At 67.9% G+C, this 21,264-nt stretch carries 24 protein-coding genes and 1 pseudogene; 18 read left to right on the plus strand and 7 right to left on the minus strand.

The features are described 5' to 3' along the window. Nucleotides 1-176 precede the first annotated feature (176 nt). Complete coding sequence (locus tag ACWEOI_RS27680; protein ID WP_433666708.1) at nt 177-482, minus strand: hypothetical protein; 306 nt, start codon at nt 480-482, stop codon at nt 177-179. 150 nt (nt 483-632) lie between these two features. Here ACWEOI_RS27680 and ACWEOI_RS27685 point away from each other — a divergent pair, with 150 nt between their 5' ends. From ACWEOI_RS27685 to ACWEOI_RS27740, 12 genes are all read left to right on the plus strand, one after another. Continuing rightward, complete coding sequence (locus tag ACWEOI_RS27685) at nt 633-2,186, plus strand: anthranilate synthase component I (protein WP_452361485.1); 1,554 nt, start codon at nt 633-635, stop codon at nt 2,184-2,186. A 65-nt stretch (nt 2,187-2,251) separates the two neighbouring features. Further along, nucleotides 2,252-3,130 (plus strand): TIGR02234 family membrane protein, encoded by an 879-nt coding sequence (locus ACWEOI_RS27690; RefSeq protein ID WP_433666706.1) that lies wholly within the window; start codon nt 2,252-2,254, stop codon nt 3,128-3,130. Nucleotides 3,131-3,279: 149 nt separating this feature from the next. Next, nucleotides 3,280-4,098 (plus strand): indole-3-glycerol phosphate synthase TrpC, encoded by an 819-nt coding sequence (gene trpC, locus ACWEOI_RS27695; protein ID WP_213560553.1) that lies wholly within the window; start codon nt 3,280-3,282, stop codon nt 4,096-4,098. 8 nt (nt 4,099-4,106) lie between these two features. Then, nucleotides 4,107-5,393 carry a tryptophan synthase subunit beta gene (trpB, locus tag ACWEOI_RS27700; RefSeq protein ID WP_452361486.1) on the plus strand — a complete coding sequence of 429 codons (1,287 nt, stop codon included), beginning with the start codon at nt 4,107-4,109 and terminating at the stop codon, nt 5,391-5,393. Further along, nucleotides 5,390-6,190, plus strand: a complete 801-nt coding sequence (gene trpA / locus ACWEOI_RS27705; protein WP_433666704.1) for a tryptophan synthase subunit alpha — start codon at nt 5,390-5,392, stop codon at nt 6,188-6,190. Before trpB ends, trpA begins: the two co-directional genes overlap by 4 nt. 116 nt (nt 6,191-6,306) lie before the next feature. Next, nucleotides 6,307-7,485, plus strand: a complete 1,179-nt coding sequence (gene lgt / locus ACWEOI_RS27710) for a prolipoprotein diacylglyceryl transferase (protein WP_452361487.1) — start codon at nt 6,307-6,309, stop codon at nt 7,483-7,485. A gap of 129 nt (nt 7,486-7,614) precedes the next feature. Then, entirely contained in the window at nt 7,615-8,085 is a 471-nt protein-coding gene (locus tag ACWEOI_RS27715; protein ID WP_433666702.1) for a hypothetical protein, read from the plus strand. A gap of 55 nt (nt 8,086-8,140) precedes the next feature. Then, entirely contained in the window at nt 8,141-8,641 is a 501-nt protein-coding gene (locus tag ACWEOI_RS27720) for a TM2 domain-containing protein (protein ID WP_357285843.1), read from the plus strand. A gap of 214 nt (nt 8,642-8,855) precedes the next feature. Then, the gene (locus tag ACWEOI_RS27725) at nt 8,856-9,611 is read left to right on the plus strand and encodes a transporter substrate-binding domain-containing protein (protein WP_433666701.1); all 756 of its coding nucleotides are present in this window, start codon (nt 8,856-8,858) and stop codon (nt 9,609-9,611) included. Between the two features lie 20 nt (nt 9,612-9,631). After that, nucleotides 9,632-10,300: an ABC transporter permease subunit gene (locus tag ACWEOI_RS27730; protein ID WP_433666700.1), complete on the plus strand. Its 669-nt coding sequence runs from the start codon at nt 9,632-9,634 to the stop codon at nt 10,298-10,300. A gap of 90 nt (nt 10,301-10,390) precedes the next feature. Beyond that, nucleotides 10,391-11,815: a pyruvate kinase gene (gene pyk, locus ACWEOI_RS27735; protein ID WP_433666699.1), complete on the plus strand. Its 1,425-nt coding sequence runs from the start codon at nt 10,391-10,393 to the stop codon at nt 11,813-11,815. 13 nt (nt 11,816-11,828) lie between these two features. After that, nucleotides 11,829-12,740 carry an acyl-CoA thioesterase domain-containing protein gene (locus ACWEOI_RS27740; RefSeq protein ID WP_433673415.1) on the plus strand — a complete coding sequence of 304 codons (912 nt, stop codon included), beginning with the start codon at nt 11,829-11,831 and terminating at the stop codon, nt 12,738-12,740. Nucleotides 12,741-12,795: 55 nt separating this feature from the next. Here the strand turns inward: ACWEOI_RS27740 and ACWEOI_RS27745 are convergent, their stop codons facing one another. The 6 genes and pseudogenes from ACWEOI_RS27745 to ACWEOI_RS27770 all read right to left on the minus strand — a co-directional run. Further along, the gene (locus ACWEOI_RS27745; RefSeq protein ID WP_357099926.1) at nt 12,796-13,197 is read right to left on the minus strand and encodes a hypothetical protein; all 402 of its coding nucleotides are present in this window, start codon (nt 13,195-13,197) and stop codon (nt 12,796-12,798) included. A 155-nt stretch (nt 13,198-13,352) separates the two neighbouring features. Continuing rightward, the gene (locus tag ACWEOI_RS27750; protein ID WP_433666698.1) at nt 13,353-14,048 is read right to left on the minus strand and encodes an arsenate reductase/protein-tyrosine-phosphatase family protein; all 696 of its coding nucleotides are present in this window, start codon (nt 14,046-14,048) and stop codon (nt 13,353-13,355) included. 194 nt (nt 14,049-14,242) lie between these two features. Next, nucleotides 14,243-14,755 (minus strand): monooxygenase family protein, encoded by a 513-nt coding sequence (locus tag ACWEOI_RS27755; RefSeq protein ID WP_452361488.1) that lies wholly within the window; start codon nt 14,753-14,755, stop codon nt 14,243-14,245. A gap of 86 nt (nt 14,756-14,841) precedes the next feature. After that, nucleotides 14,842-15,417: a hypothetical protein gene (locus ACWEOI_RS27760; RefSeq protein ID WP_452361553.1), complete on the minus strand. Its 576-nt coding sequence runs from the start codon at nt 15,415-15,417 to the stop codon at nt 14,842-14,844. Next, a complete protein-coding gene (locus ACWEOI_RS27765) occupies nt 15,414-15,674 on the minus strand; it encodes a hypothetical protein (protein WP_452361554.1) in 261 nt (86 codons plus the stop codon). The genes ACWEOI_RS27760 and ACWEOI_RS27765 overlap by 4 nt, the downstream gene beginning before the upstream one ends. After that, nucleotides 15,652-15,786: pseudogene (locus ACWEOI_RS27770) on the minus strand (hypothetical protein); the annotation flags it as partial. The gene ACWEOI_RS27765 and the pseudogene ACWEOI_RS27770, both read right to left, overlap by 23 nt. Here ACWEOI_RS27770 and ACWEOI_RS27775 point away from each other — a divergent pair. The 6 genes from ACWEOI_RS27775 (at nt 15,730) to ACWEOI_RS27800 (ending at nt 21,203) form a co-directional block, all read left to right on the plus strand. Beyond that, nucleotides 15,730-16,770, plus strand: coding sequence for an NAD-dependent epimerase/dehydratase family protein (locus tag ACWEOI_RS27775; protein WP_452361489.1), 1,041 nt, complete (start codon nt 15,730-15,732; stop codon nt 16,768-16,770). The pseudogene ACWEOI_RS27770 and the gene ACWEOI_RS27775 overlap by 57 nt on opposite strands. A 330-nt stretch (nt 16,771-17,100) precedes the next feature. Continuing rightward, nucleotides 17,101-17,880, plus strand: a complete 780-nt coding sequence (locus tag ACWEOI_RS27780; protein ID WP_452361490.1) for a ferritin-like domain-containing protein — start codon at nt 17,101-17,103, stop codon at nt 17,878-17,880. Nucleotides 17,881-18,129: 249 nt separating this feature from the next. Beyond that, a complete protein-coding gene (locus ACWEOI_RS27785; protein WP_452361491.1) occupies nt 18,130-18,594 on the plus strand; it encodes a hypothetical protein in 465 nt (154 codons plus the stop codon). Continuing rightward, nucleotides 18,594-19,049: a hypothetical protein gene (locus ACWEOI_RS27790; protein WP_452361492.1), complete on the plus strand. Its 456-nt coding sequence runs from the start codon at nt 18,594-18,596 to the stop codon at nt 19,047-19,049. Before ACWEOI_RS27785 ends, ACWEOI_RS27790 begins: the two co-directional genes overlap by 1 nt. Then, on the plus strand, nt 19,046-20,335 hold the full coding sequence (locus ACWEOI_RS27795) for a hypothetical protein (RefSeq protein WP_452361493.1): 1,290 nt from the start codon (nt 19,046-19,048) through the stop codon (nt 20,333-20,335). The genes ACWEOI_RS27790 and ACWEOI_RS27795 overlap by 4 nt, the downstream gene beginning before the upstream one ends. Before the next feature lie 7 nt (nt 20,336-20,342). Further along, nucleotides 20,343-21,203, plus strand: a complete 861-nt coding sequence (locus tag ACWEOI_RS27800; protein ID WP_452361494.1) for an immunity 49 family protein — start codon at nt 20,343-20,345, stop codon at nt 21,201-21,203. Nucleotides 21,204-21,264 lie beyond the last annotated feature (61 nt).

Consider the following 21,264-nt stretch of genomic DNA (forward strand, 5'->3'; position numbering starts at 1 on the left):
CAATTCATCGTGCACGAGCTATTCGGGGAGGCGGTGACCGCCCGGTCGGAATCCCTTGCCGGGCAGGGGGCTTGGCGAGTGCCCACCGCCGGCCTGTCGGCCGGTTCCCTGCCTGGGGGTCCGGGGGTCGGCCCCCGGAGCCCCAACCACCCCCGACACGCGGTGTCGGTGCGGCGTCACGCCCCGATCAGGGCGGCGACCTCCGGGTTCTTGATGTTCATCACGTCGAGGATGCCGTGGGCGCGCAGGAACGGCTTCAGTTCCTTGATGCGATCGGTGTGCTCGGCGTACTCGTCGGGGAAGTTGCCCGGATCCAGCGACTCCAGCGCCTTCACGTAGGTGACGAACGAGGAGATGGCGGAGTACTTCCCGCCGGGGTTCATGTGCATCATCCGAGGCAGCTGACCGGGCATGACGCCCGGGGCCATCTGCGGAGCTGCGTGCCGTGGACCCTCCGGAGCCACCGGTTGCGAGGGGTACATCTGTGTTGATCTCCTCTCGAAAATGGGGGATACCGCGTGCTACCGCCGCGAGCGTAGTGAGACCGCTTCAGGTATTCGCCGCAGCGGCTCGCTCGGCTGGGCGGGGAGAGCGATTTAGATCCCGCCCGGTGGGCCTGGAATGATGGGGCAATGCACGGCGCCCACGGTTTGCCAATCGACACCACCACCTCCCGGGAGCAGTTCCGGTCGCTCGCGGCCGATCACCGCGTGGTCCCGGTGATCCGAAAGGTGCTGGCGGACTCCGAGACTCCGCTGTCCGCCTACCGCAAACTGGCCGCCGACCGGCCCGGCACCTTCCTGCTGGAGTCGGCGGAGAACGGCCGCTCGTGGTCGCGATGGTCGTTCATCGGCGCGGGCAGCCCCAGCGCGCTCACCGTGGTCGACGACCAGGCCGCCTGGCTCGGGCAGACCCCAGCCGACGCGCCCGTCGGCGGCGACCCCCTGGAAGCGCTGCGCGAGTCGCTGCGGGTGCTGCGCACCGAGCGCCTGCCCGGCCTGCCGCCGCTGACCGGCGGCCTGGTCGGCTACCTCGGCTACGACACCGTGCGCCGGCTCGAACGCCTGCCCAGCCTGGCCACCGACGACCTCCAGGTCCCCGAGATGGTCCTGATGCTGGCCACCGACCTGGCCGCCTTCGACCACCACGAGGGCGCGATCACCCTGATCGCCAACGCGGTGAACTGGAACGGCACCGACGAGCGCGTCGACGCGGCCTACGACGACGCGGTCGCCCGCCTGGACCGCATGACCGAGGCCCTGGCCGCGCCCGCCGAGTCCACCGTCTCGGTCTTCGACCGGCCCGAGCCCGACTACCGCCGCCAGCGCACCTCCGAGGAGTTCGGCGCGGGCGTGCGCCGCCTGGTCAAGGAGATCGAGGCGGGCGAGGCGTTCCAGGTGGTGCTCTCACAGCGTTTCGAGATGGACTACCACGGCACCCCGCTGGACCTCTACCGCATGCTGCGCGCCTCCAACCCGAGCCCGTACATGTACCTCATGCACATCCCGGACGGCTCCGGCGGCACCGCGTTCTCCATCGTCGGCTCCAGCCCCGAATCGCTGGTCACGGTGAAGGACGGCGTGGCCACCACGCACCCGATCGCGGGCACCCGCTGGCGCGGGGCCACCGAGGAGGACGACCTGCTGCTGGAGAAGGGCCTGCTCGAGGACGCGAAGGAGAACGCCGAGCACCTCATGCTCGTCGACCTGGGCCGCAACGACCTGGGCCGGGTCTGCGAGCCGGGCACCGTGCGGGTCACCGAGTACCGGCACGTCGAGCGGTACTCGCACGTCATGCACCTGGTGTCCACGGTGTCGGGCCGGCTGCGGGCGGGCAAGGTCGCGCTCGACGCGGTCCAGGCCTGCTTCCCGGCCGGCACGCTGTCCGGCGCGCCCAAGGTCCGGGCCATGGAGTTGATCGAGGAGCTCGAGCCCACCCGCCGCGGCGTGTACGCGGGCGTGGTCGGCTACCTCGACTTCGCCGGTGACGCCGACACCGCGATCGCCATCCGCACCGCGCTGCTCAAGGGCGGCACCGCCTACGTGCAGGCCGGCGCGGGCATCGTCGCCGACTCCGACGCCGAGTACGAGGACGTCGAATCGCGCAACAAGGCCATGGCGGTGCTCAAGGCCGTCGCTGCGGCGGAGACCGTACGCGCCTACCGGCCGAACGGCACCGGGCAATGACCGAGTCCGGTCCCGATACCCCGCCGCGGAATCCTGCCCCGCAAACGGGAGACGGCTCGTCCGGCGTGAAACCCATTGTGCCGCAGTCTGATCAGAGGTCCGGCGGAGCGGGCGCGGCGGATCGAGCCGAGGCGGACGCGGATGCCGCGCAGGCGGTGGCCGATGCGCGTGCCGCCGAGGCGGACGCCCGCGAAGCCGAGGCCGACGCCCGGGCCGCGGTCGCCGAGGGCGCTCGGAAGCGCCCCCGGCCCTACCTGGCCGTGGCCCTGCTGGCCGTCGCCGCCGCACTGCTGTGGGCGTCCTCGCGGATGACCTGGGTGACCCTCGAGGTGACCAGCGAGCTCGGTCCGCCGCGCACCGCCCATCTCAACGGCAGCACCTGGTTCGGCGCGCTGACGCCGCTGGCCCTGGTCCTGCTGGCCACCATCGCGGCGGTGTTCGCCACCCACGGCTGGTGGCGGCGTGGCGTGGGCGTGGTGGTGGCGGTGCTCGCCGCGGTGGCCGCGGTGCCCGCCTACGCCCTGTTGGTCCATCAGGGCAGGACCGGTGACCGGGCCGCCCGGCTGGCCGAGCTGCGGGGCTGGGAGCACCCCGGAACCGTCACCACCGCGTCGTTGCCGGCCGTGCTGACGCTGTTCGGGGCGGTGGCGGCGTTCGTGGCCGGGCTGCTGCTGGTGCGCATGCCCCGTGAGACGGCCCGCATGTCGGGCAAGTACGACAGCCCGGCCGTGCGTAAGTCCGCGGCGGCCGAGCAGGTTGCCCAGCATCACGCCGACCGGGGACCCGCGGAATCCGGGTCACAGTCGCCGTCGAAGGAGCAGTTGTCGGGTCGTGTGCTGTGGGACGCGCTCGACGAGGGCCTGGATCCGACCGCCGACGACGCCGATCACTCTGCCGCGCAGGACGATCCGGGTTCCGGGGCCCCGCGCGGCGAACACCACTGAGCTGGGCCGGACAGCGGCAGCGTCGCCGCTTCCAGCCCCGCCGTCAAGACCGGGAACATAGCCATTTACTCTTTATCAGCAGCGGTGAGACAGCGCCTGGGGGGATTCTCAGGCAGCAAGTCCGTCTCCCCAGAAAGGATTCGAGCCAGATGACGGTACTCGACTCGATTCTCGACGGGGTCCGTGCGGACGTGGCCGCGCGGGAAGCCCTTCTGGATTTCCAGGCCGTGAAAGCGGCCGCGGCGGCGGCGCGGTCCCCGCGTGACGCCAAGGCCGCCCTGCACGCCGAGGGCATCGGCGTCATCGCCGAGGTGAAGCGGGCCAGCCCCTCCAAGGGCGCGCTCGCCGACATCCCCAACCCCGCCGACCTGGCCCGCGCCTACGAGGACGGCGGCGCCCGCATCATCAGCGTGCTCACCGAGCAGCGCCGCTTCGGCGGTTCGCTGGCCGACCTGGACGCGGTCCGCGCCGCGGTCGACATCCCGGTCCTGCGCAAGGACTTCATCGTCGGCCCGTACCAGATCCACGAGGCCCGCGCGCACGGCGCCGACGTGATCCTGCTGATCGTGGCCGCGCTGGAGCAGGACGTGCTGTCCGCGCTCATCGACCGCACCGAATCGCTGGGCATGACCGCGCTGGTCGAGGTGCACACCGAGGAAGAGGCCGACCGCGCCCTCGAGGCCGGGGCCAGCGTGATCGGCGTGAACGCCCGCAACCTGAAGACCCTCGAGGTGGACCGGGATGTGTTCGCGCGCATCGCCCCCGGTCTGCCCAGTGAAGTGATCCGCGTGGCCGAGTCCGGCATTCGCGGCACCGCCGACCTGCTGGCCTACGCCGGCGCGGGCGCGGACGCCGTGCTCGTCGGCGAGGGCCTGGTGACCAGCGGCGACCCGCGCGCCGCGGTGGCCGAGCTGGTGACCGCCGGAACCCACCCGTCCTGCCCGAAACCGGTTCGCCGGGGACGGTGAAAGAAGCGATGACACAGACCGAAAAGCTGTCCGGCAAGAACACTCTCGGCCTGCCCCAGGCCAGCGACGGTGTCGCGCACAAGAGTCACGAACCCGACGTGGGCGGCCACTTCGGCGTCTACGGCGGCCGCCACGTGCCCGAGGCGCTGATGGCCGTGATCGAAGAGGTCACCGCCGAATACGACAAGTGCCGGGTGGACCCGAACTTCCTCGACGAGCTGGACCGGCTGCAGCGCGACTACACCGGGCGTCCCTCGCCGGTGTTCGAGTGCAAGAACCTGTCGCGGCACGCGGGCGGCGCGCGCATCTTCCTGAAGCGGGAAGACCTGAACCACACCGGTTCTCACAAAATCAACAATGTGCTCGGCCAGGTACTGCTGGCCAAGCGCATGAACAAGACCCGCGTCATCGCCGAGACCGGCGCGGGCCAGCATGGCGTCGCCACCGCCACCGCGTGCGCGTTGCTGGGCATCGAGTGCGTCATCTACATGGGCGCGGTCGACACCGTGCGCCAGCAGCTGAACGTGGCCCGCATGCGCCTGCTCGGCGCCGAAGTCATCAGCGTGACAACGGGTTCGCAGACCCTCAAGGACGCCATCAACGAGGCGCTGCGCGACTGGGTCACCAATGCCGAGCAGACCTACTACTGCTTCGGCACCGCCGCGGGCCCGCACCCGTTCCCGCTCATGGTGCGCGACTTCCAGCGCGTCGTCGGCCTGGAGACGCGGCAGCAGATCCAGGCCCACACCGGCCGTCTGCCCGACGCGGTAACCGCCTGTGTCGGTGGCGGTTCCAACGCGATCGGCATCTTCCACGCCTTCCTCGACGATCCGGCCGTGCGCCTGGTCGGCTACGAGGCCGCCGGCGACGGCGTCGAAACCGGCCGTCACGCCGCCACTTTCACCGGTGGCAGCCCGGGCGCCTTCCAGGGCGCGTACTCGTACCTGTTGCAGGACGAGGACGGGCAGACCATCGAATCGCATTCCATCTCCGCGGGTCTGGACTACCCGGGCGTCGGCCCGGAGCACGCCTACCTCAAGGACATCGGGCGCGCCGAGTACTACCCGGTCACCGACACCGAGGCCATGGACGCGCTCCTGCTGCTGAGCCGCGCCGAGGGCATCATCCCGGCCGTCGAGTCCGCGCACGCGGTGGCGGGCGCGATCAAGCTCGGTCAGGAGCTGGGCCCGGAGAAGATCATCGTGGTCAACCTGTCCGGCCGCGGTGACAAGGACATGGACACCGCCGCCCAGTGGTTCGGGCTGTTCGACAAGCCCGAGGGGGACGACAAGTGAGCCAGCAGTCCCGTCTCGCCAACACCTTCGCGGCCTGCCGCGAGGAGAACCGCGCCGCGCTCATCGGCTACCTGCCCGCGGGCTACCCCGACGTGCAGGGCTCGATCGACGCGTGCAAGGCGATGGTCGAATCCGGTTGCGACATCATCGAAGTCGGCGTCGCCTACTCCGATCCGGTGATGGACGGCCCCACCATCCAGCGCGCCGCCGAACAGGCCCTGGCCGGGGGCGTGCGGGTGCGCGACGTGTTCAAGGTCGTGGAGGCCATCTCCCAGGCGGGCGGCAAGGCCGTCGTCATGACCTACTGGAATCCGGTGCTGAAGTACGGCGTGGACAGCTTCTCCCGCGATCTCGCGGCGGCGGGCGGTCTGGGCCTGATCACCCCCAACCTGATTCCGGAGGAGGCCGACGACTGGTTCGTGGCGTCCTCCACCCACAACCTGGACCGCATCTTCCTGGTCGCGCCGTCCTCGACCGAGGAGCGGCTCGTCAAGACCCTCGAGGCCTCGAAGGGCTTCGTGTACGCGGCCTCCACCATGGGCGTCACCGGCGCGCGTGACGCGGTGTCGTCCATGGCTCCGGCCCTGTGCGCCCGCATCCGCGCCCACTCCGACATCCCGATCGGCGTCGGCCTGGGAGTGCGCAGCGGCGCGCAGGCCGCCGAGATCGCCTCCTACGCCGATGGCGTCATCGTGGGCTCGGCCCTGGTGACGGCGGCGGCGCAGGGTCTGGACGCGATCCGGACGCTGACCGAGGAGCTGGCGCAGGGCGTCCGCTCGGCGGCGGTCGCTTCCTGACCGAAGGACCTTTTCGAGAGGTGTGTACCGAATTCGGTATACACCTTTCTTTTTGGCCGTGAACCTGCCCGTGGCCGTACGGAGGGGTCGCTCGAACACTGCTACGGTGGGGACTCGTGACGATACGAGCCCTTGCCGAGAGCACCGGCGCCGATGTCCTGGCCTATATTCCCAGTCCGCCTCGCGGCGTGTGGTACCTCGGGCCGTTCCCGCTGCGCGCCTACGCGATCTGCATCATCATCGGCATCGTCGCGGCCATCTGGCTGGGCGAGAAGCGGTGGGTGGCCCGCGGCGGCGAGTCCGGCGCGGTGCTCGACATCGCCATGTTCGCGGTGCCGCTGGGCCTGATCGGCGGGCGGCTCTACCATGTGGCCACCGACTGGGAGAAGTACTTCGGCCCGCATCGCAAGGCCGACGCCCACTGGTGGGCCATCTGGCAGGGCGGGCTCGGCATCTGGGGCGCGGTGCTGCTGGGCGCGTTCGGCGCCTGGATCGGCTGCCGCCACTATCGAATCCCCTTGCCCGCCTTCGGTGACGCCATCGCGCCGGGCGTGCTGCTGGCGCAGGCCATCGGACGTCTGGGCAACTACTTCAACCAGGAGCTCTTCGGCCGCGAGACCACGCTGCCGTGGGGTCTGGAGATCTTCGACCGCTTCGACGCCAATGGCGGCTCCGATCCGATGAACGGCGTCTCCAATGGCGTGGTGGTGCACGTCGTGCAGCCGACCTTCCTCTACGAGCTGCTGTGGAACCTGCTGGGCGTCGCGATCCTGCTGTACGTGGACCGCAAGTTCCGCATCGGCCACGGCCGTCTGTTCGCCCTGTACGTGGCCATCTACTGCTTCGGCCGGTTCTTCGTGGAACTGCTGCGCGACGACGAGGCCACCCACATCGCGGGCCTGCGCGTGAACACGTTCACCTCGGCGATCGTCTTCGTCTGCGCCGTGGCCTATTTCCTGCTCGCCACCAAGGGCCGGGAGACTCCCGCGCAGGTGCGGGCGGGCGCGGAACGCCCCTGGCCGTGGCAGTTCGGCGCACTGCGCGCCTACGGGGCGGCCGTCGCGACCGAACCCGCGATTCCGAGCGCGAGTGCCGCGGCGAACGAGTCCGCCGACGAGAAGTCCGGCGCCGGCGAATCCACCGACAAGGCCGAATCCGAATCCGCCGACAAGCCGGTGCCTGCCGATGACGCGGAGCCCGCGGACAAGGCGAAAACCGCCGCGGAGCCGGAGAAGGTCGAGGTCGCCAAGAAGTCCGACACCGCGGACAAGGCGGACAGCAAGAGCGATTCCTGATCATGGAATCGCGCGAATCCCGTAGCGCGGCGCGGTGATTCGGGAGACAATCGGGCATCGACGGCCGCCGGTGCGGCCGTAGGGGGAACGGGTCGGCGGGAGGATCCGTACGCATGCCAGGAGGGGCGAGTGACCGGTCCGTATCAGCAGCAACCCGGTTTCGGTGGGCCACAGTACGGTCCACCGGGAACCGGACCGGCGGGGCAGCAGTACGGCCTCCCGGCTCCGATGCCCGCGGCCGTGCCGCAGCAACCCGGGTTCCTGATCGCGATCGGCGATATCGCGGTCTCGGAGGGTCTGATCACCACCCCGTCGGGCAGTTTCCCGCTGCGCGGGGCGATCTGGACCGCGACCGATATGTCGCAGTCCTCGGAGCGGACCCCGCCGTACGCCATCGTGCTGGCGATCCTGTTCCTGCCCTTCTGTTTCCTCGGGTTGCTGTTCCTGCTCATCAAGCAGAAGGTGGTCGCCGGATACGTGCAGGTCACCGTGAACAGCGCGGGCCGGTTCCACTCGGCGATGATCGCGGTGCGGAACGAATCCACCTTCCCGATGGTCATGCACCAGGTGAACTACGCGCGCACACTCAGCGCCATGTAGCGGTCGATTCGCTTCGCCCGGCAACGAATCCGCGACGGCACGCGATAATTCCTGCGTGACCGATCCCTTCCAGAAACAGCCGCCGCAGGACGGCCCGCAGTACGGCGCGCCCGGCACGGGCCCGCAGTACGGACAGCCCTACGGCCAGCAGCCCTATCCGGATCCCCAGCAGTTCGCCGCGCCCGGCCAGCAGTTCGGCCAGCCGGGCGACCAGTTCGGCCAGCCCCAGCAGTTCGCGCAGCCGGGCCAGCCCTACGGCCAGCCGCAGCAGTTCGCCGCGCCCGGCCCGTACGGTCCCTACGGCGGGGACCCGGAGGCCCCGTTCGGCCGGGATCCGTTCGGAGTTCCGTTGTCGGACAAGAGCAAGCTGACCGCGGGTCTGCTGCAGCTGCTCGCCGGCGGTTTCGGGATCGGCCGTTTCTACCTGGGCTACACCACGATCGGTGTGCTGCAGCTGGTCACCTGTGGCGGTTGCGGTATCTGGGCGCTGATCGACGGCATCCTGATCCTCACCGGCAAGGTGCCCGATCTCCAGGGGCGTCCGCTGCGCGACTGAGCGCCACCGCTGCGCGACCGAGCGCGACACTCCGCATGTCGGCGGCCGTCACTCGACCGGGTGGCGGCCGTTTCGCGCATATCATCGGGCCGGAGCCGGATCCAGGTTTTCGCGCATCGTGATGGTTGCCGTGCCGCCCGGTCGGTCCGCGGCGTACCCTTTGTCGGTTGTTTATCGCGTGTTCACTCCACACGCCCGAGGAGAGGTCCCCGTCGTGCGCCACAAGCTAGCCGCCACCCTGCTCGCCGTCGTCGCCGCAGCCGGGCTCGTCGCCTGCAGCTCGAGCAAGGACGACGCGAACACCCTGAAGGTGGGCACCGAGGGCAACTACTCTCCCTTCACCTACCAGGACAACGGCAGCCTCACCGGCTACGACGTCGACGTGATCAAGGCCGTCGGCGACAAGCTCGGCAAGAAGGTCGAGTTCACCACCGCGCCCTGGGACTCGCTGTTCGCCGCCCTGGAATCCAAGCGCGTGGACCTCGTCGCCAACCAGGTGACCGTCAAACCCGAACGCGAGCAGAAGTATTCGCTGTCGCAGCCCTACACGGTCTCCGAGGGCGTCATCGTCACCAAGACCGGCAACGGCGGCATCCACGCCCTCACCGACCTGTCCGGCAAGACCTGTGCCCAGTCCGAGACCAGCAACTGGGCCGAGGTCGCGCGCGGCGCGGGCTGCAAGGTCGAGGCCATCCCCGGCTTCGTCGAGGCGGTGCAGCTGCTCAAGACCGGTCGCGCCGACGCCACCGTCAACGACACCCTCGCGGTGAACGCCTATGCCAAGCAGCAGGGCGCGGGCATCGTGCAGGTCGCCGGGAAGACCGGTGAGACCTCCAAGCAGGCCTTCGCCGCCCGCAAGGACTCCCAGGCCCTCACCGATCAGGTGAACAAGGCCCTCGACGAGCTGCGCGCCGACGGCACCCTGGCCAAGATCTCCGAGAAGTACTTCGGCACCGACGTCAGCAAGTAAGCGGCGCGGGGCATTTCGACATGGACGACGCCACCTGGGCGCTGATCCGGCACAACCTGTGGCCCATGCTCGAGGCCACGGTGAACAAGACGCTGCCGCTGACCGCCGTCAGTTTCCTGATCGGACTGGTGATCGCGCTGTTCGTGGCGCTGGCGCGGATGTCGAGCGTGTGGCCGCTGTCGGCGGCCGCACGCGTCTACATCTCGATCATTCGCGGCACGCCGCTGCTGGTGCAGCTGTTCATCATCTTCTTCGGCCTGCCGGCGTTCGACATCGTGCTGGAGCCGTTCCCGGCGGCGATCATCGCGTTCAGCCTCAATGTCGGCGGGTACGCGGCGGAAATCATTCGCGCCGCGATCCTTTCGGTCGCCCAGGGACAGTGGGAGGCGTCGTACTCGGTCGGCATGAGCTACGCCCAGGCGCTGCGGCTGGTGGTCCTGCCCCAGGCCTCCCGCATCGCGGTGCCCCCGCTGTCCAACACGCTGATCTCACTGGTGAAGGACACCTCGCTGGCGTCGACCATCCTGGTCACCGAGTTGCTGCGCACCGCGCAGATGGCCGCCGCGCCCACCTTCGATTTTTTCGCCCTCTACGGCGTGGCCGCCATCTATTACTGGGTTGTCTGCCTCATCCTGGGATTCTTCCAAACCTTCTTGGAGACCCGTCTGGCCAGGCACGTCGCTCGGTGACCTGCCGATAGCTGAACGGGTGCTTACAAGAACCGTATATGTGTGTGCCGGGGTCGGCATGAGCCTTACCACAGGTCTAGGGTTGAACGCGTGATGCGACGAACGAAGATTGTGTGCACCCTCGGACCCGCAGTGTCATCCGAGGACCGGATTCGTGAGCTCGTCGAAAGTGGCATGGACGTTGCGCGCCTGAACTTCAGCCACGGCGAGCACTCCGATCATGCCGAGAACTACAAGAAGGTGCGTGCGGCCAGCGATACCGCCGGTCGCGCGGTCGGCATCCTCGCCGACCTGCAGGGCCCCAAGATCCGGCTGGGCCGGTTCGAGGGCGACGGCAAAACGGTGTGGAACACCGGCGAGGAAGTCCGGATCACCGTCGACGACATCATCGGCACTCACGACCGGGTCTCCACCACCTACAAGCACCTGGCCAAGGACGCCAAGCCCGGTGACCGACTGCTCGTGGACGACGGCAAGGTCGGGCTGACCGTGCTGAGCGTCGATGACAACGATGTCATCTGCAAGGTCACCGAAGGCGGCCCCGTCTCCAACAACAAGGGCGTCTCGCTGCCCGGCATGGACGTGTCCGTGCCCGCGCTGTCCGAAAAGGACATCGACGACCTGGAATTCGCCCTGAAGCTGGGCGTGGACTTCATCGCGCTGTCCTTCGTGCGCTCGCCCTCCGATGTGGAGCTGGTGCACGACATCATGGACCGCGTGGGCCGCCGCGTGCCGGTCATCGGCAAGCTCGAAAAGCCCGAAGCCATCGACAATCTGGAGGCCATCGTGCTGGCCTTCGACGCCATCATGGTCGCCCGCGGCGACCTCGGCGTCGAGCTGCCGCTCGAGCAGGTGCCGCTGGTGCAGAAGCGTGCCGTGCAGATGGCGCGCGAGAACGCCAAGCCGGTCATTGTGGCCACCCAGATGCTGGAATCCATGATCACCAACTCGCGCCCGACCCGCGCCGAGGCCTCCGACGTGGCCAACGCCGTGCTCGACGGCGCGGACGCGGTCATGCTCTCCGGCGAGACCTCGGTCGGCGACTACCCGATCGAGGCCGTGCGCACCATGGCCCGCATCGTGCACGCGGTGGAGTCCGAGTCCTCGACCCGGGTGCCGCCGCTGACCCACGTGCCGCGGACCAAGCGCGGTGTCATCTCCTACGCCGCCCGCGACATCGGCGAGCGCCTCAATGCCAAAGCGCTGGTGGCGTTCACGCAGTCCGGTGACACGGTGCGCCGCCTGGCTCGCCTGCACACCCCGCTGCCGCTGCTGGCCTTCACCCCGCAGTCCGCGATTCGCAGTCAGCTGGCCTTGACGTGGGGCGTGGAAACGTTCATCGTTCCTCCGGTGGGCACGACCGACGAGATGATCCACCAGGTCGACAACGCGCTGCTGTCGATCGGGCGGTACAGCAAGGGTGATCTCGTGGTCATCGTGGCGGGCTCCCCGCCGGGTACTGTCGGGTCCACCAACCTGATCCACGTGCATCGCATCGGCGAGGAGGACCACTAATTTGAGTGCGTCGCTGGACGAGACGTCTGCGGACGTCGTCGCGGACCCCGAGGGGGCCGGGCTATCGGATGATCTGCGGGTGCTGCTGCGTCTGCTCGATCTCGAGGAGAACGGCCCCGACATCTTCCTCGGACATCACCCCGAGAAGGTGTGGAGCCGCACGTTCGGCGGCCAGCTGGTCGCGCAGGCGATCATCGCAGCGGGCCGGACCGTGGGACCGGAACGGCCCATCCACGCGGTGAACGCGCACTTCGTGCGCGGCGGCGACCCGAAGCAGCCGATCGAATACCACGTCGATCGGCATCGCGACGGCCGCTCCATCGCCAACCGCACGGTGACCGCGTACCAGGACGGGCAGGAGCTGTTCGTCATGCTCGCGGCCTTCCAGGACTGGGGTAAGGGGCTCGAGCACGGCACGCCCCTGCCCGACGTGCCGGGGCCGGAAGGTCTTCCGCGCGTGGAGGAGTCGTTCGCGGGCATGGAGGACAAGCTCCAGATGTTCGTGGACGCACCGCATCCCATCGAGATGCGGTACACCAACGACCCGGCCTGGATCCTCAAGGGCAAGGGCGAGAGCCTCGCCCACAACCGGGTCTGGATGCGCACCGACGGCGCGCTGCCCGACGATCCGCTGATTCACGTTGCGGCGCTGGCGTATTCGTCCGACACCACGGTGCTGGACTCGATCATCACCACGCACGGGCTGTCGTGGGGCTGGGACCGCATCATCGCGGCGACGGTGAACCACTCCATCTGGTTCCACCGGCCCTTCCGCTTCGACGACTGGTCGCTGTACGCGACCGAGTCCCCGGTGGCGGCGGGCTCGCGCGGCCTGGCTCGCGGGCACTTCTACGCCACGAACGGCGACCTGCTGGCGACGACGGTCCAGGAAGGCGTGATCCGCCACTTCCCGGCACGCCGCTGAGACACGCGACGGCGGGCCGTACCCCTCGGGGTGCGGCCCGTTGTCACGTCCGGGGCTAGATCAGTTCCCGGTTCTCTTCGAGGTCGAAGTTCTCGCGCTGCAGGGCGTGCACGATGTAGGGGATCGGCTCGCCCGCGGAGAGCTCGAGCAGTAGCCGCTGCTCCAGTTTGGCGATACCCGCCTTGGTGAGCTGGCGGGCTTCCCCGACGAGGCTGAGCGCGATCTCGTAGGTGCGGCGCTCGCCCGGCTCGGCGGCGGGATGATCCAGCCGCCATTGGGTTTCGAGCACCGTGTGGGCGGGATCGTCGCACTCCACCGGGAGGGTGAAGCGCCACGCGAAGATGTCTCGATCGGCGACGTATTCGTCGACCACCCGGCACACCGTCTCGGTGACGCGGCGCAGGGTGTGGGGTGTCACGTAAACATGGAGCGAAACATCCGAAATGCGCTTCGGCATGTCCTTGGTCCTGTTCTTGTGTCGAACCACCGGCAGTGGCGTTCGGCGGAACGGATAAGTGTTCCGCGCGAGAGTGTAATCCCTTACCGGACCATCGCGGCAGCAAGGTGTATTGACACGCGGACTCCGACCGGCCGGTTTGCCGGGTTCGCCTGCTATCCGGCGGATTCCGCCGCGCGGCGGGCCGGGCGCGGTGCCGGATGGGGCGATTGCGCGGCCGGTCGCGGTGATTGCGCTGCCGTTCGGGGAGATTCGCCGCGTCCGCCGTCTATCACCAGCAGCGGCGGCTGCCCGTCGGGGGCGCTGCGCGGACGCAGCGTGGCCTGCGGATGCTGATGCGCGTGCATCGCCAGCAGCAGCGGCACCAGCGCCTCGGCGATCTTGTCGCCGACATCGCAATACTGTTGCGGGGACAGGCCGACCGGGTCGGAGATGTTCTCGCGGCCGACGTAGGCCAGGTCGTCGCGCGCGGCGTGCAGGCCGACCACGGTGCGCGCACCGCTGACCTTCGCGATCCGGTACGCCTCGAGCAGGGTGAAGGTCCGGGGGAGCGCGGCGGGCACGAGTTCACGGACCTGGTCGCGGATCTTCTCGGTCATGGTGAGCACCAGGTCGGCGCGGTGCACCATCTCGGCCTTGAGCCGCCGGGCCTTGAAGTTGGAGGCGTCACCGCCGAGGCCGGTAATCGTCTGTGCGGCCAGGGGTTCCACGGGGAAGCCCACCAGGGCGCGCACGCCGGCGCTCTCGGCGGTGAGCTCTTGTAGTCCGTGGTCGGCGGCCACCGCCAAGGTGAGGCGTTCGGCGATGACGGATCGGCAAACATTTCCGCTGCAGACGAACAGGACGTGCATGCGGACAACCTATGCCCGCCGTTGTCGATTCGAAACAGTTCCGTGACCGAATCACACGTTTCAACCGCATTGTTCATGCGGTGGCCGGATGTCGCTCACCTGTTGTCGGCGGGCGTTTACCGGAGTGTCCGGCGGGCCAACGGCATCGCGGACGATCATGCCTTTTCACACACGCCGAATCAATAGCTCGACGATTATTCGTCGGTCGTGCCGTACAACGCGGATTCCGTTACCGCGGGCGCGATTTCGGATGCGGCGCCGCGTGTGCGCCCGCGCGTGGAGAACAGCCGCCCGCGGGCCGGGACGATCGGCGCGAATCGCGCCAGTCCGGTGTTCGCGGACATGTCGTCGTACACGGAATCTATTCCGCCCCCGGCGAAATAGGCCTCGTGCCAGAAGCCGGTCCCGCCGGAGTCCCGCAGGAACCGCTGCCACCAGTCCCGATGCGGTTCCGACCGCGTCCACCGTTCCAGGCTCTCCAGGTCCCGCCAGTACTGTCGCGCGCCCCAGTGCGGCGGGAACAGCGACCACACCACGTCCTCGTGGGACAGCAGCCCGTCGGGCCGATCGTGATGCGATTTGTACAACCGTGGCCCCAGGCCCAGCAGCCGCAGCATCCCGCGCGGCCTGCGCACGCGCATGCCGAGCAGGATGACGACCAGGTCCGGATAGTCGGCCAGGTCGGCGGTCATTCTCTTCACCGGCATTCGTGACCTCCGCACGGTTGACTGCTCTGTGCGGGTCTACGTGGCTCCCGTGCCCGCGGTTCGAAACGCGGTCCTGTGAATCGAGTCTACGACGTACTCAACCGCAACACGGCCGAGCTGCCCTGGACAGCAACTATCTTCACGGTCAGGCCATTCAGGAAAATGGTCCCGCCGACCCCGGTGGATCCACTCACCGGCAGCCCGAACACCGTGGTGGACGCCGTGGTCGACAGCGCGCTGATCTCCCCGATCCGCACACTGCCGCCGATCCGCGAATATCCGGGGACCGGAATGGTCGTGGGCCCGTCGACTCGAATTTCGCAATTACCTTTCGAACAGGCTCCCAGATCGGTCCCATTCGCCGCCGCGGGTAATCCGCCCGAGGCTTTCGTGGTGTCCTTCGCGGAATTCGTGGTCGTGGAATTCTGTCGCACGCTCGTCGTCCCCGTCTGTGTCGTCTCGGGCATCGCGTGCCCGTCCGTCTCCGATCCGCATCCCCCGATGAGCCCCGCGATCATCACGCCCACGGCGAGGCCCCACCCGCCTCTCGCCATCGAGGTCTTCGGGATTCGCATACGGCCTCCATACTGCGCTGGGAACTTGCCCCCGATCATGCGCGACGCCGAGCCGCCGGGCAGCGCTTCGCGCAAGATCACCGTCACCGGCCGGTGACGTGGGCGCGCAGTGCGCCGACCACCGCTTCCGGATCCGGCATGGTGGCGATTTCGGCGGCGATCGCGGCGGCCGCGTCGCGATGCTCGTTGCCACGGCGGGACAGCAGTCGTGCGGCCCGGTCGGCGACGGCGCCCGGATCGATGTCGCCCGCCCGGAGCTGGATGGCCGCACCCGCCGTGGTGGACGACGACGGCCGCGTGCGGCAGCAGCCGGGTCTGGGGGACCCAGCCGTGGACGCTGACATAGCTGGGCAGTGGGCCGAGCTCGCTCGGGGTCAGGCGGCCCGCGGCGACGACGATGTGGGCGTCGAGCCGGGCGAGCCCGGCGATGGCGGTGGCGAGCGGTCTGCCACGCAGGGCGTCTCGCGCCGCGCGGCAAACTCCGACCGGCCGAGTGCCCGCAGTGCGCGATGCCATGATGAGCGGGTGCGAGTACTGGTCACCGGAGCCAATGGATACCTCGGCCGCGCCGTCGTAGCGGCCCTCCGCGCCGCGGGCCACGAACCCGTCGCCATGATCCGCGCCGCCTGCCCACCCATCCCCGGTGCCGCCGAACTCCGCACCGCCGACCTCCTCGACGAGCCCGCACTCGCCCGCGCCCTGCACGGCATCGACGTGGTCTGCCACCTCGCCGGCCTGACCCGAGCCCGCGAGTCCCTGTCCGAGCCGCTGCGCTACTTCCGCGCCAACACCACCGCGACGCTCGCACTATTGGAGGCCATGGCGGCCGCCGACCTCGCGAGAATCATCTTCGCGTCGACCGCCACGATCTATGGGACCCCGGACCGTCAGCCGATGACCGAAGATCTCCCGGACGCCCCACCGCACCCCTATGCCCGCAGCAAGCTGGCCGCTGAACTGACTATCGAAGCCGCGGCCCAGTCCGGCGATGTGGCGGCGGTGATCCTCCGGCTGTCCAACCTCGCCGGCGGCGCCGACCCCGATCCCACCCGTCTGATCCCGCGTGCTCTGGCTGCGGCACTGGGGAATTCACCCCTGGCGGTGAATGGTGACGGCACCGCTACCCGCGACTACCTGCGCATCGACGATGCCGCTCGGGCTTTCACGGCCGGCCTCGACCACCTGCCGAACCCCGGCACGGTCACCCGCTACAACATCGGGAGCGGTCGCGGTACCAGCATTCTCGACGTCGTCGCCACGGTGGAGAGGGTCACCGGTCGCCCGGTCGCACTCGATCACCGGCCCCCGGTGCCGGAACCGCCCACCCTGGTGATGGACCCTTCCAAAGCCATTGCCGAAATGGGCTGGAAACCAACCCATTCCACCATCGACGCGATTATCAGTGATACGGCAGCGGTTACCCGAGCCGGCGGCGAATGACTCGATTCTCGACCACTATTCCGCCGATCAGGATTGCGAGGAGCGCGGAGATGCCGAGCCACATCGCCGTCGCCTCTCCGACGGCGCCCGCTGCGAAGATCGCCGCGAACGCCACCAATAGCCGCCATGCCCGAACCAGGAACACAACTCCACCCCCATGCTTGTGATGATCTTGCAAGGCAGTCTAGGGGCGTTCCGGGGCACGGCAACTCGTGGAATCGGCTCGGACGGGACGGCACGGAATCTCCACACTGTGTCCGCCGGGTCCGCACATCGTCGTCCTACAGTCGGTGTGCGAACGGCCCAGACATTCGAGAACGGAGGGTTCGCATGCGCGACTCGGATGAATTCACCCGGTGGACTACGGAATTCGAGGCCAAGGCCCGGGCCCGGGACCGGACCGGCGACCCGGACTGGTCCGGTGGCGCGACTCTGGATCCGGTGCTGGTACGCAGTATCCAGCGTTTTCAGGTGGGGGAGTCGGGGGACGGGGCTCATCTCATCGCCAAGGCCGAGGCCGCGGGGGATCCGGTTTACGCTGCGGCGGTTCGGCTGTTCGTCGCCGAGGAGAGCAATCACGCGCGGCTGCTGCTGAACCTCCTACAGGCGGCGGGGGAGCGGCCGATCTCGCGGCATTGGACCGACGCGATCTTCGTCGTACTGCGCCGGGGGCTGGGCTTGCGGCTGGAACTCATGGTGCTCTCGGTCGCCGAGGTCATCGCCGTCCCCTATTACCGGGCCCTGCGCGACGGCGCCCGCGACCCGCTCGCCACCCGCACCGCCGCCCTCATCCTGGCCGACGAGCAGCGCCACATTCCCTTCCACGCGCACCGCCTGCGTCTCGCCTTCGCGTCCACATCGCCCGTGTTGCGTCCCCTGGTCCGCGCGGCCTGGTGGGGCATCCTGCACGCCGCGATCGCGGTGGTGCTGCTCGATCACGGCCGTGCCCTGCGCCAACTGGGCTGCACCCGAAGGGAATTCGTGCGCGCCGTCCGCGTGCTGTTCGCCCCGATCCGCGCGACCACCCTGCCGCGGCCGGATCGCGCAGTCGTCGGCGACTCCGCGAAGTGCGAGGGAAATGAACGGGTGACCCCATCCCGACCTTCTTGAGATAGGGCGCGTACCTCCGTGACATCGCGTGCACGGGATGAATCACCCAGGCAGGCAAGGGTATTGATCATACCCCCCTGTCCCAGGGCGAGACTTGTTGTCGCCGACGGGATCTGTTGGCGCCCCGATTCGCGTGTGCTGAACGTCACGCCGACGCTGCAGGGAATTGCCTTGTCCGAGATCGCAAATTCGAAGGAAGTCCTCTAGCATCCTGAGCCGGAAGAGGGGACTTCAGTGGGGAGAATCGTCATGAATTTGCTTGTCGTACAACCGTGCCCGCGTAGCCTGCGCACGCTCGGAGCGCTGGTCGGAGCGGTTGTGGTTGCCGGAGTGATCGCGGGCTGCGGTAACGGTGATAGCAGCGGCACTACCTCGGCGAATCCCGAGCAGGCGCAGATGGAGTCGAATCTGCGCGCGGTGATGAGCGCCAAGAGTCCGAGTGATGTCGCGGACAAGTTCTGCACCCAGTTCAGTGATCTGATCAAGTCGGTTCCGGCCGAGATGATGGCCAACGCATCGACTACCCGCCCGAAGGGCAAACTGAGCAAGCTCGACAAGGTTGAGATCACCGGCGACTCGGCTACCGCAGAAGCTGTGGGCAAGTCGGACAACGGTGATGACTACACCGGCCCGGTCAGCTTCAAGAAGGAGAGCGGGCAATGGAAGTACTGCCCTGACCTGGGCATTCCTTCCTCGACTCATCCGACGAAGTGATGACGGCCTCGTCCACCGGATTCGATCCGCAGCCGATGCCTCACGCACGTGGCTCTCGCAAGCGGCTCTTGTTCGTCGGACTGACCGCCGCGGTGGTGGCAGCTGTTATTGGGATCGGGGTGTTTGTCATGGTTGGCCGCCATACTGATCCCGCTGCCCAGCGTGCTCACGATGAAGCTGAAATCGAGACGGTCCTGCGCGGTGTGCTGGAAACCGACGATCCGAAGAAAGTGCTCGACCTCTACAGCGGCACTTTGCGGCAGCGGTACGAAAAAGTGACCCTGCCGCCGGCCGGTATCCGATCCGATCAGGGCAAGGTGTTGTTCGTCAGCAACATCCTCATCGACGGCGATCTCGCGAATGCCGATGTGACAGTACGCTTTCCGGATCTCGCTGAGGAAACCACAATGTTCTACCTGGTCAAAGAGGGTGGCAAATGGCGTTACACCCGATGACGTCTGCCGAACGCATGCGGGAATCGGCACTGCCGCGAGTGCTGGCGGTGGTGTTCGCCGCCATCATCGCTCTGGCTCTGGGCCCCTCCGACGTTGCCTCTGCCCAGCCCGGTGAGCCCGCCGACTGCATGCAGGTTCTCGCCGAGGAACAAGCGTGGGAACAGCGAGCCGACGCCCACGACAACGCCGCCCCGACCATCGACAACACCAACGCCGCCGCGGTCAACAGCTACAACGCAGAAGCTGACCAGCTCGACTCGGAAGGCGCCGCGCTCCAGGCGAAAGCACAGTCGTGTGTGCTCGCCGCCACCAACGCAGCACCTGCGCCCTCGCAGTCCGCAAAGCCCAGCGGCAAAAACCAGCCGTCGTCGAACAGTGCGGCGGCCGCGTCGGCGGCACCCCGCGCGCCGCCCAAGCCGACCGAGGTCGAACTCCGCAATCTGCCGATAGCGGAGAAGATCAAGGATTCGTCCTACCAGTTGGCCTATTACAATTCCTACCCTTCGCTGGGTGAGTTTCGGCGCAAGGACGCCCACGCGGTCGACATCAACGGTGTTCCGGTTCCGCAGATCCAGTTGAACTCCACGACGAATCAATACGAGATCGTCGACGAGAACCTGGTCGGCGCCACCTTCAAACCCGGACCCGTGAAGCCGACGCCCGCCAGCCTGCAACTGCGTATGAACGCCATGCGAGACGTGGTCAAACGGTACATGTCCATCCAACTCGTGCAGGCGCTGTCCATGAAGGCCGACAACGAGAAAGCCGCCACCGGCAACGTCAGCGATCAAACCGCCACAGCCCTGACCAATGCGTATGTCGCGCAGCGTGATGCGGGTGAGCGACTGGGTCACATCGCCGGCGGGCAGTACGTTGAGGACCGCTATCCGTCCAGCGTCTACAACGTCAAACTCATCAGCGATCCGCATCGTGCCGGCCCCGGCAGTTTCGACAAGGTCTACGAAATCACCGGCAAGGACGGCCGAACCAAGATCCTGATTGTGGAGGAGAAGAGCCCCCAGGCACGGCTCGGTTCCCGCATCGGTGACGACGCCAAGCGCTACGAGCAGGGCTCGGGAGGCTACTACCGTGCCATCCTCACCGAAATGGCAAACAACGGAACCCCGATCGAGCGTGGCCTGGCAAGCAGGTTGCTCGCGACGGACCCGGCCGACATCGAGTACGTTCTGGTGCGGGCTCGGGTCCAGGACTTGAAGAAGAACGGGCAAGTCGTCGGCGAACAGTACGGTGGGTACGTCGACAAAACCTTCGACCTAGGGAAGTGAACCAGGAGTGACCGAGGTTGTGCCACGGCACCCCATCGACGCCAAGTCCTTCGAAGGCCGCGCCGACGAGTATGGAGGCTACCTCGGTGACCACATTCCGCGGCTCCCACAGCGACCCGACAACCTGTTCTTCGTCGAAACACTGGCACGAGCACTGCTCGGCGTTCTGCTCATCGGCGACCCGGACGCCGAGTCGATCGCGACTCTCGAGGCTGCTCGGCTCGCTGAACATGCTGCGACAGGATTGTTCTGGGTGACCGATGGTTTCGTCACCGGCGAGCGCGATATCGTCGATCTGCGCTTCGGCGACGAGATCTACCAGCTGCCCACCGGGCCGGACCAGGCGGCGGAGGTCGGGCGCTGGCTCACCGCGTTCTGGTGGGCAATCATCGCCCGCGATACCGAAGCCGGTGACATGCTCGCTCGGTACCCCGTCGAGCGTCTGCGTGGTACTGGCGATGGCGGGGTCGCCGACGAATTTCAGTACGAGTGGGTCGATCTCCTCCAAGCAGCCTGGCACGACGACCCGAGCCAGTTCGTAGTGCATGCACAGGAACTCGACACCACCAGCAAGATCGGGGCCCAAACGATCATCGATCAGCTGTTCAAGCCCACGATCGACGTCTTCACCGCGATGGCCGCCGACGACTCGAAGGCTTTCACCAGAGAGCTGGTGAAAGCCCTGAAACGGCACCGGAAGCATTTCGACACCGCCAAACGCCGCAGTGGCCCGGACGGATTCGTCTCCGTCCCGCTGCTCGCCCTCACATGCTGGGCACACGACCGCGGCATGAACATCGACGTCGAATCCGAATACATCCCACGGGGATTCGTCGCGCATCCGGACTGGATGCGCTCGTTGCCGTAAACACCGCGTCCTGGACGCCTGAGCCAAACCTCGTACGCGGCAAAGACAACGGCCCGGAACC

The organism is Nocardia sp. NPDC004340, assembly GCF_053602575.1.

Excerpts from the sequence above, each read along its gene's own strand:
- ACWEOI_RS27680 (WP_433666708.1), bottom strand. The coding sequence starts at position 482 with ATGTACCCCTCGCAACCGGTGGCTCCGGAGGGTCCACGGCACGCAGCT.
- ACWEOI_RS27685 (WP_452361485.1), top strand. The coding sequence starts at position 633 with ATGCACGGCGCCCACGGTTTGCCAATCGACACCACCACCTCCCGGGAG.
- trpC (WP_213560553.1), top strand. The coding sequence starts at position 3,280 with ATGACGGTACTCGACTCGATTCTCGACGGGGTCCGTGCGGACGTGGCC.
- trpB (WP_452361486.1), top strand. The coding sequence starts at position 4,107 with ATGACACAGACCGAAAAGCTGTCCGGCAAGAACACTCTCGGCCTGCCC.
- ACWEOI_RS27730 (WP_433666700.1), top strand. The coding sequence starts at position 9,632 with ATGGACGACGCCACCTGGGCGCTGATCCGGCACAACCTGTGGCCCATG.
- ACWEOI_RS27745 (WP_357099926.1), bottom strand. The coding sequence starts at position 13,197 with ATGCCGAAGCGCATTTCGGATGTTTCGCTCCATGTTTACGTGACACCC.
- ACWEOI_RS27750 (WP_433666698.1), bottom strand. The coding sequence starts at position 14,048 with ATGCACGTCCTGTTCGTCTGCAGCGGAAATGTTTGCCGATCCGTCATC.
- ACWEOI_RS27755 (WP_452361488.1), bottom strand. The coding sequence starts at position 14,755 with ATGCCGGTGAAGAGAATGACCGCCGACCTGGCCGACTATCCGGACCTG.
- ACWEOI_RS27765 (WP_452361554.1), bottom strand. The coding sequence starts at position 15,674 with ATGTCAGCGTCCACGGCTGGGTCCCCCAGACCCGGCTGCTGCCGCACG.
- ACWEOI_RS27780 (WP_452361490.1), top strand. The coding sequence starts at position 17,101 with ATGCGCGACTCGGATGAATTCACCCGGTGGACTACGGAATTCGAGGCC.
- ACWEOI_RS27785 (WP_452361491.1), top strand. The coding sequence starts at position 18,130 with ATGAATTTGCTTGTCGTACAACCGTGCCCGCGTAGCCTGCGCACGCTC.
- ACWEOI_RS27790 (WP_452361492.1), top strand. The coding sequence starts at position 18,594 with ATGACGGCCTCGTCCACCGGATTCGATCCGCAGCCGATGCCTCACGCA.
- ACWEOI_RS27795 (WP_452361493.1), top strand. The coding sequence starts at position 19,046 with ATGACGTCTGCCGAACGCATGCGGGAATCGGCACTGCCGCGAGTGCTG.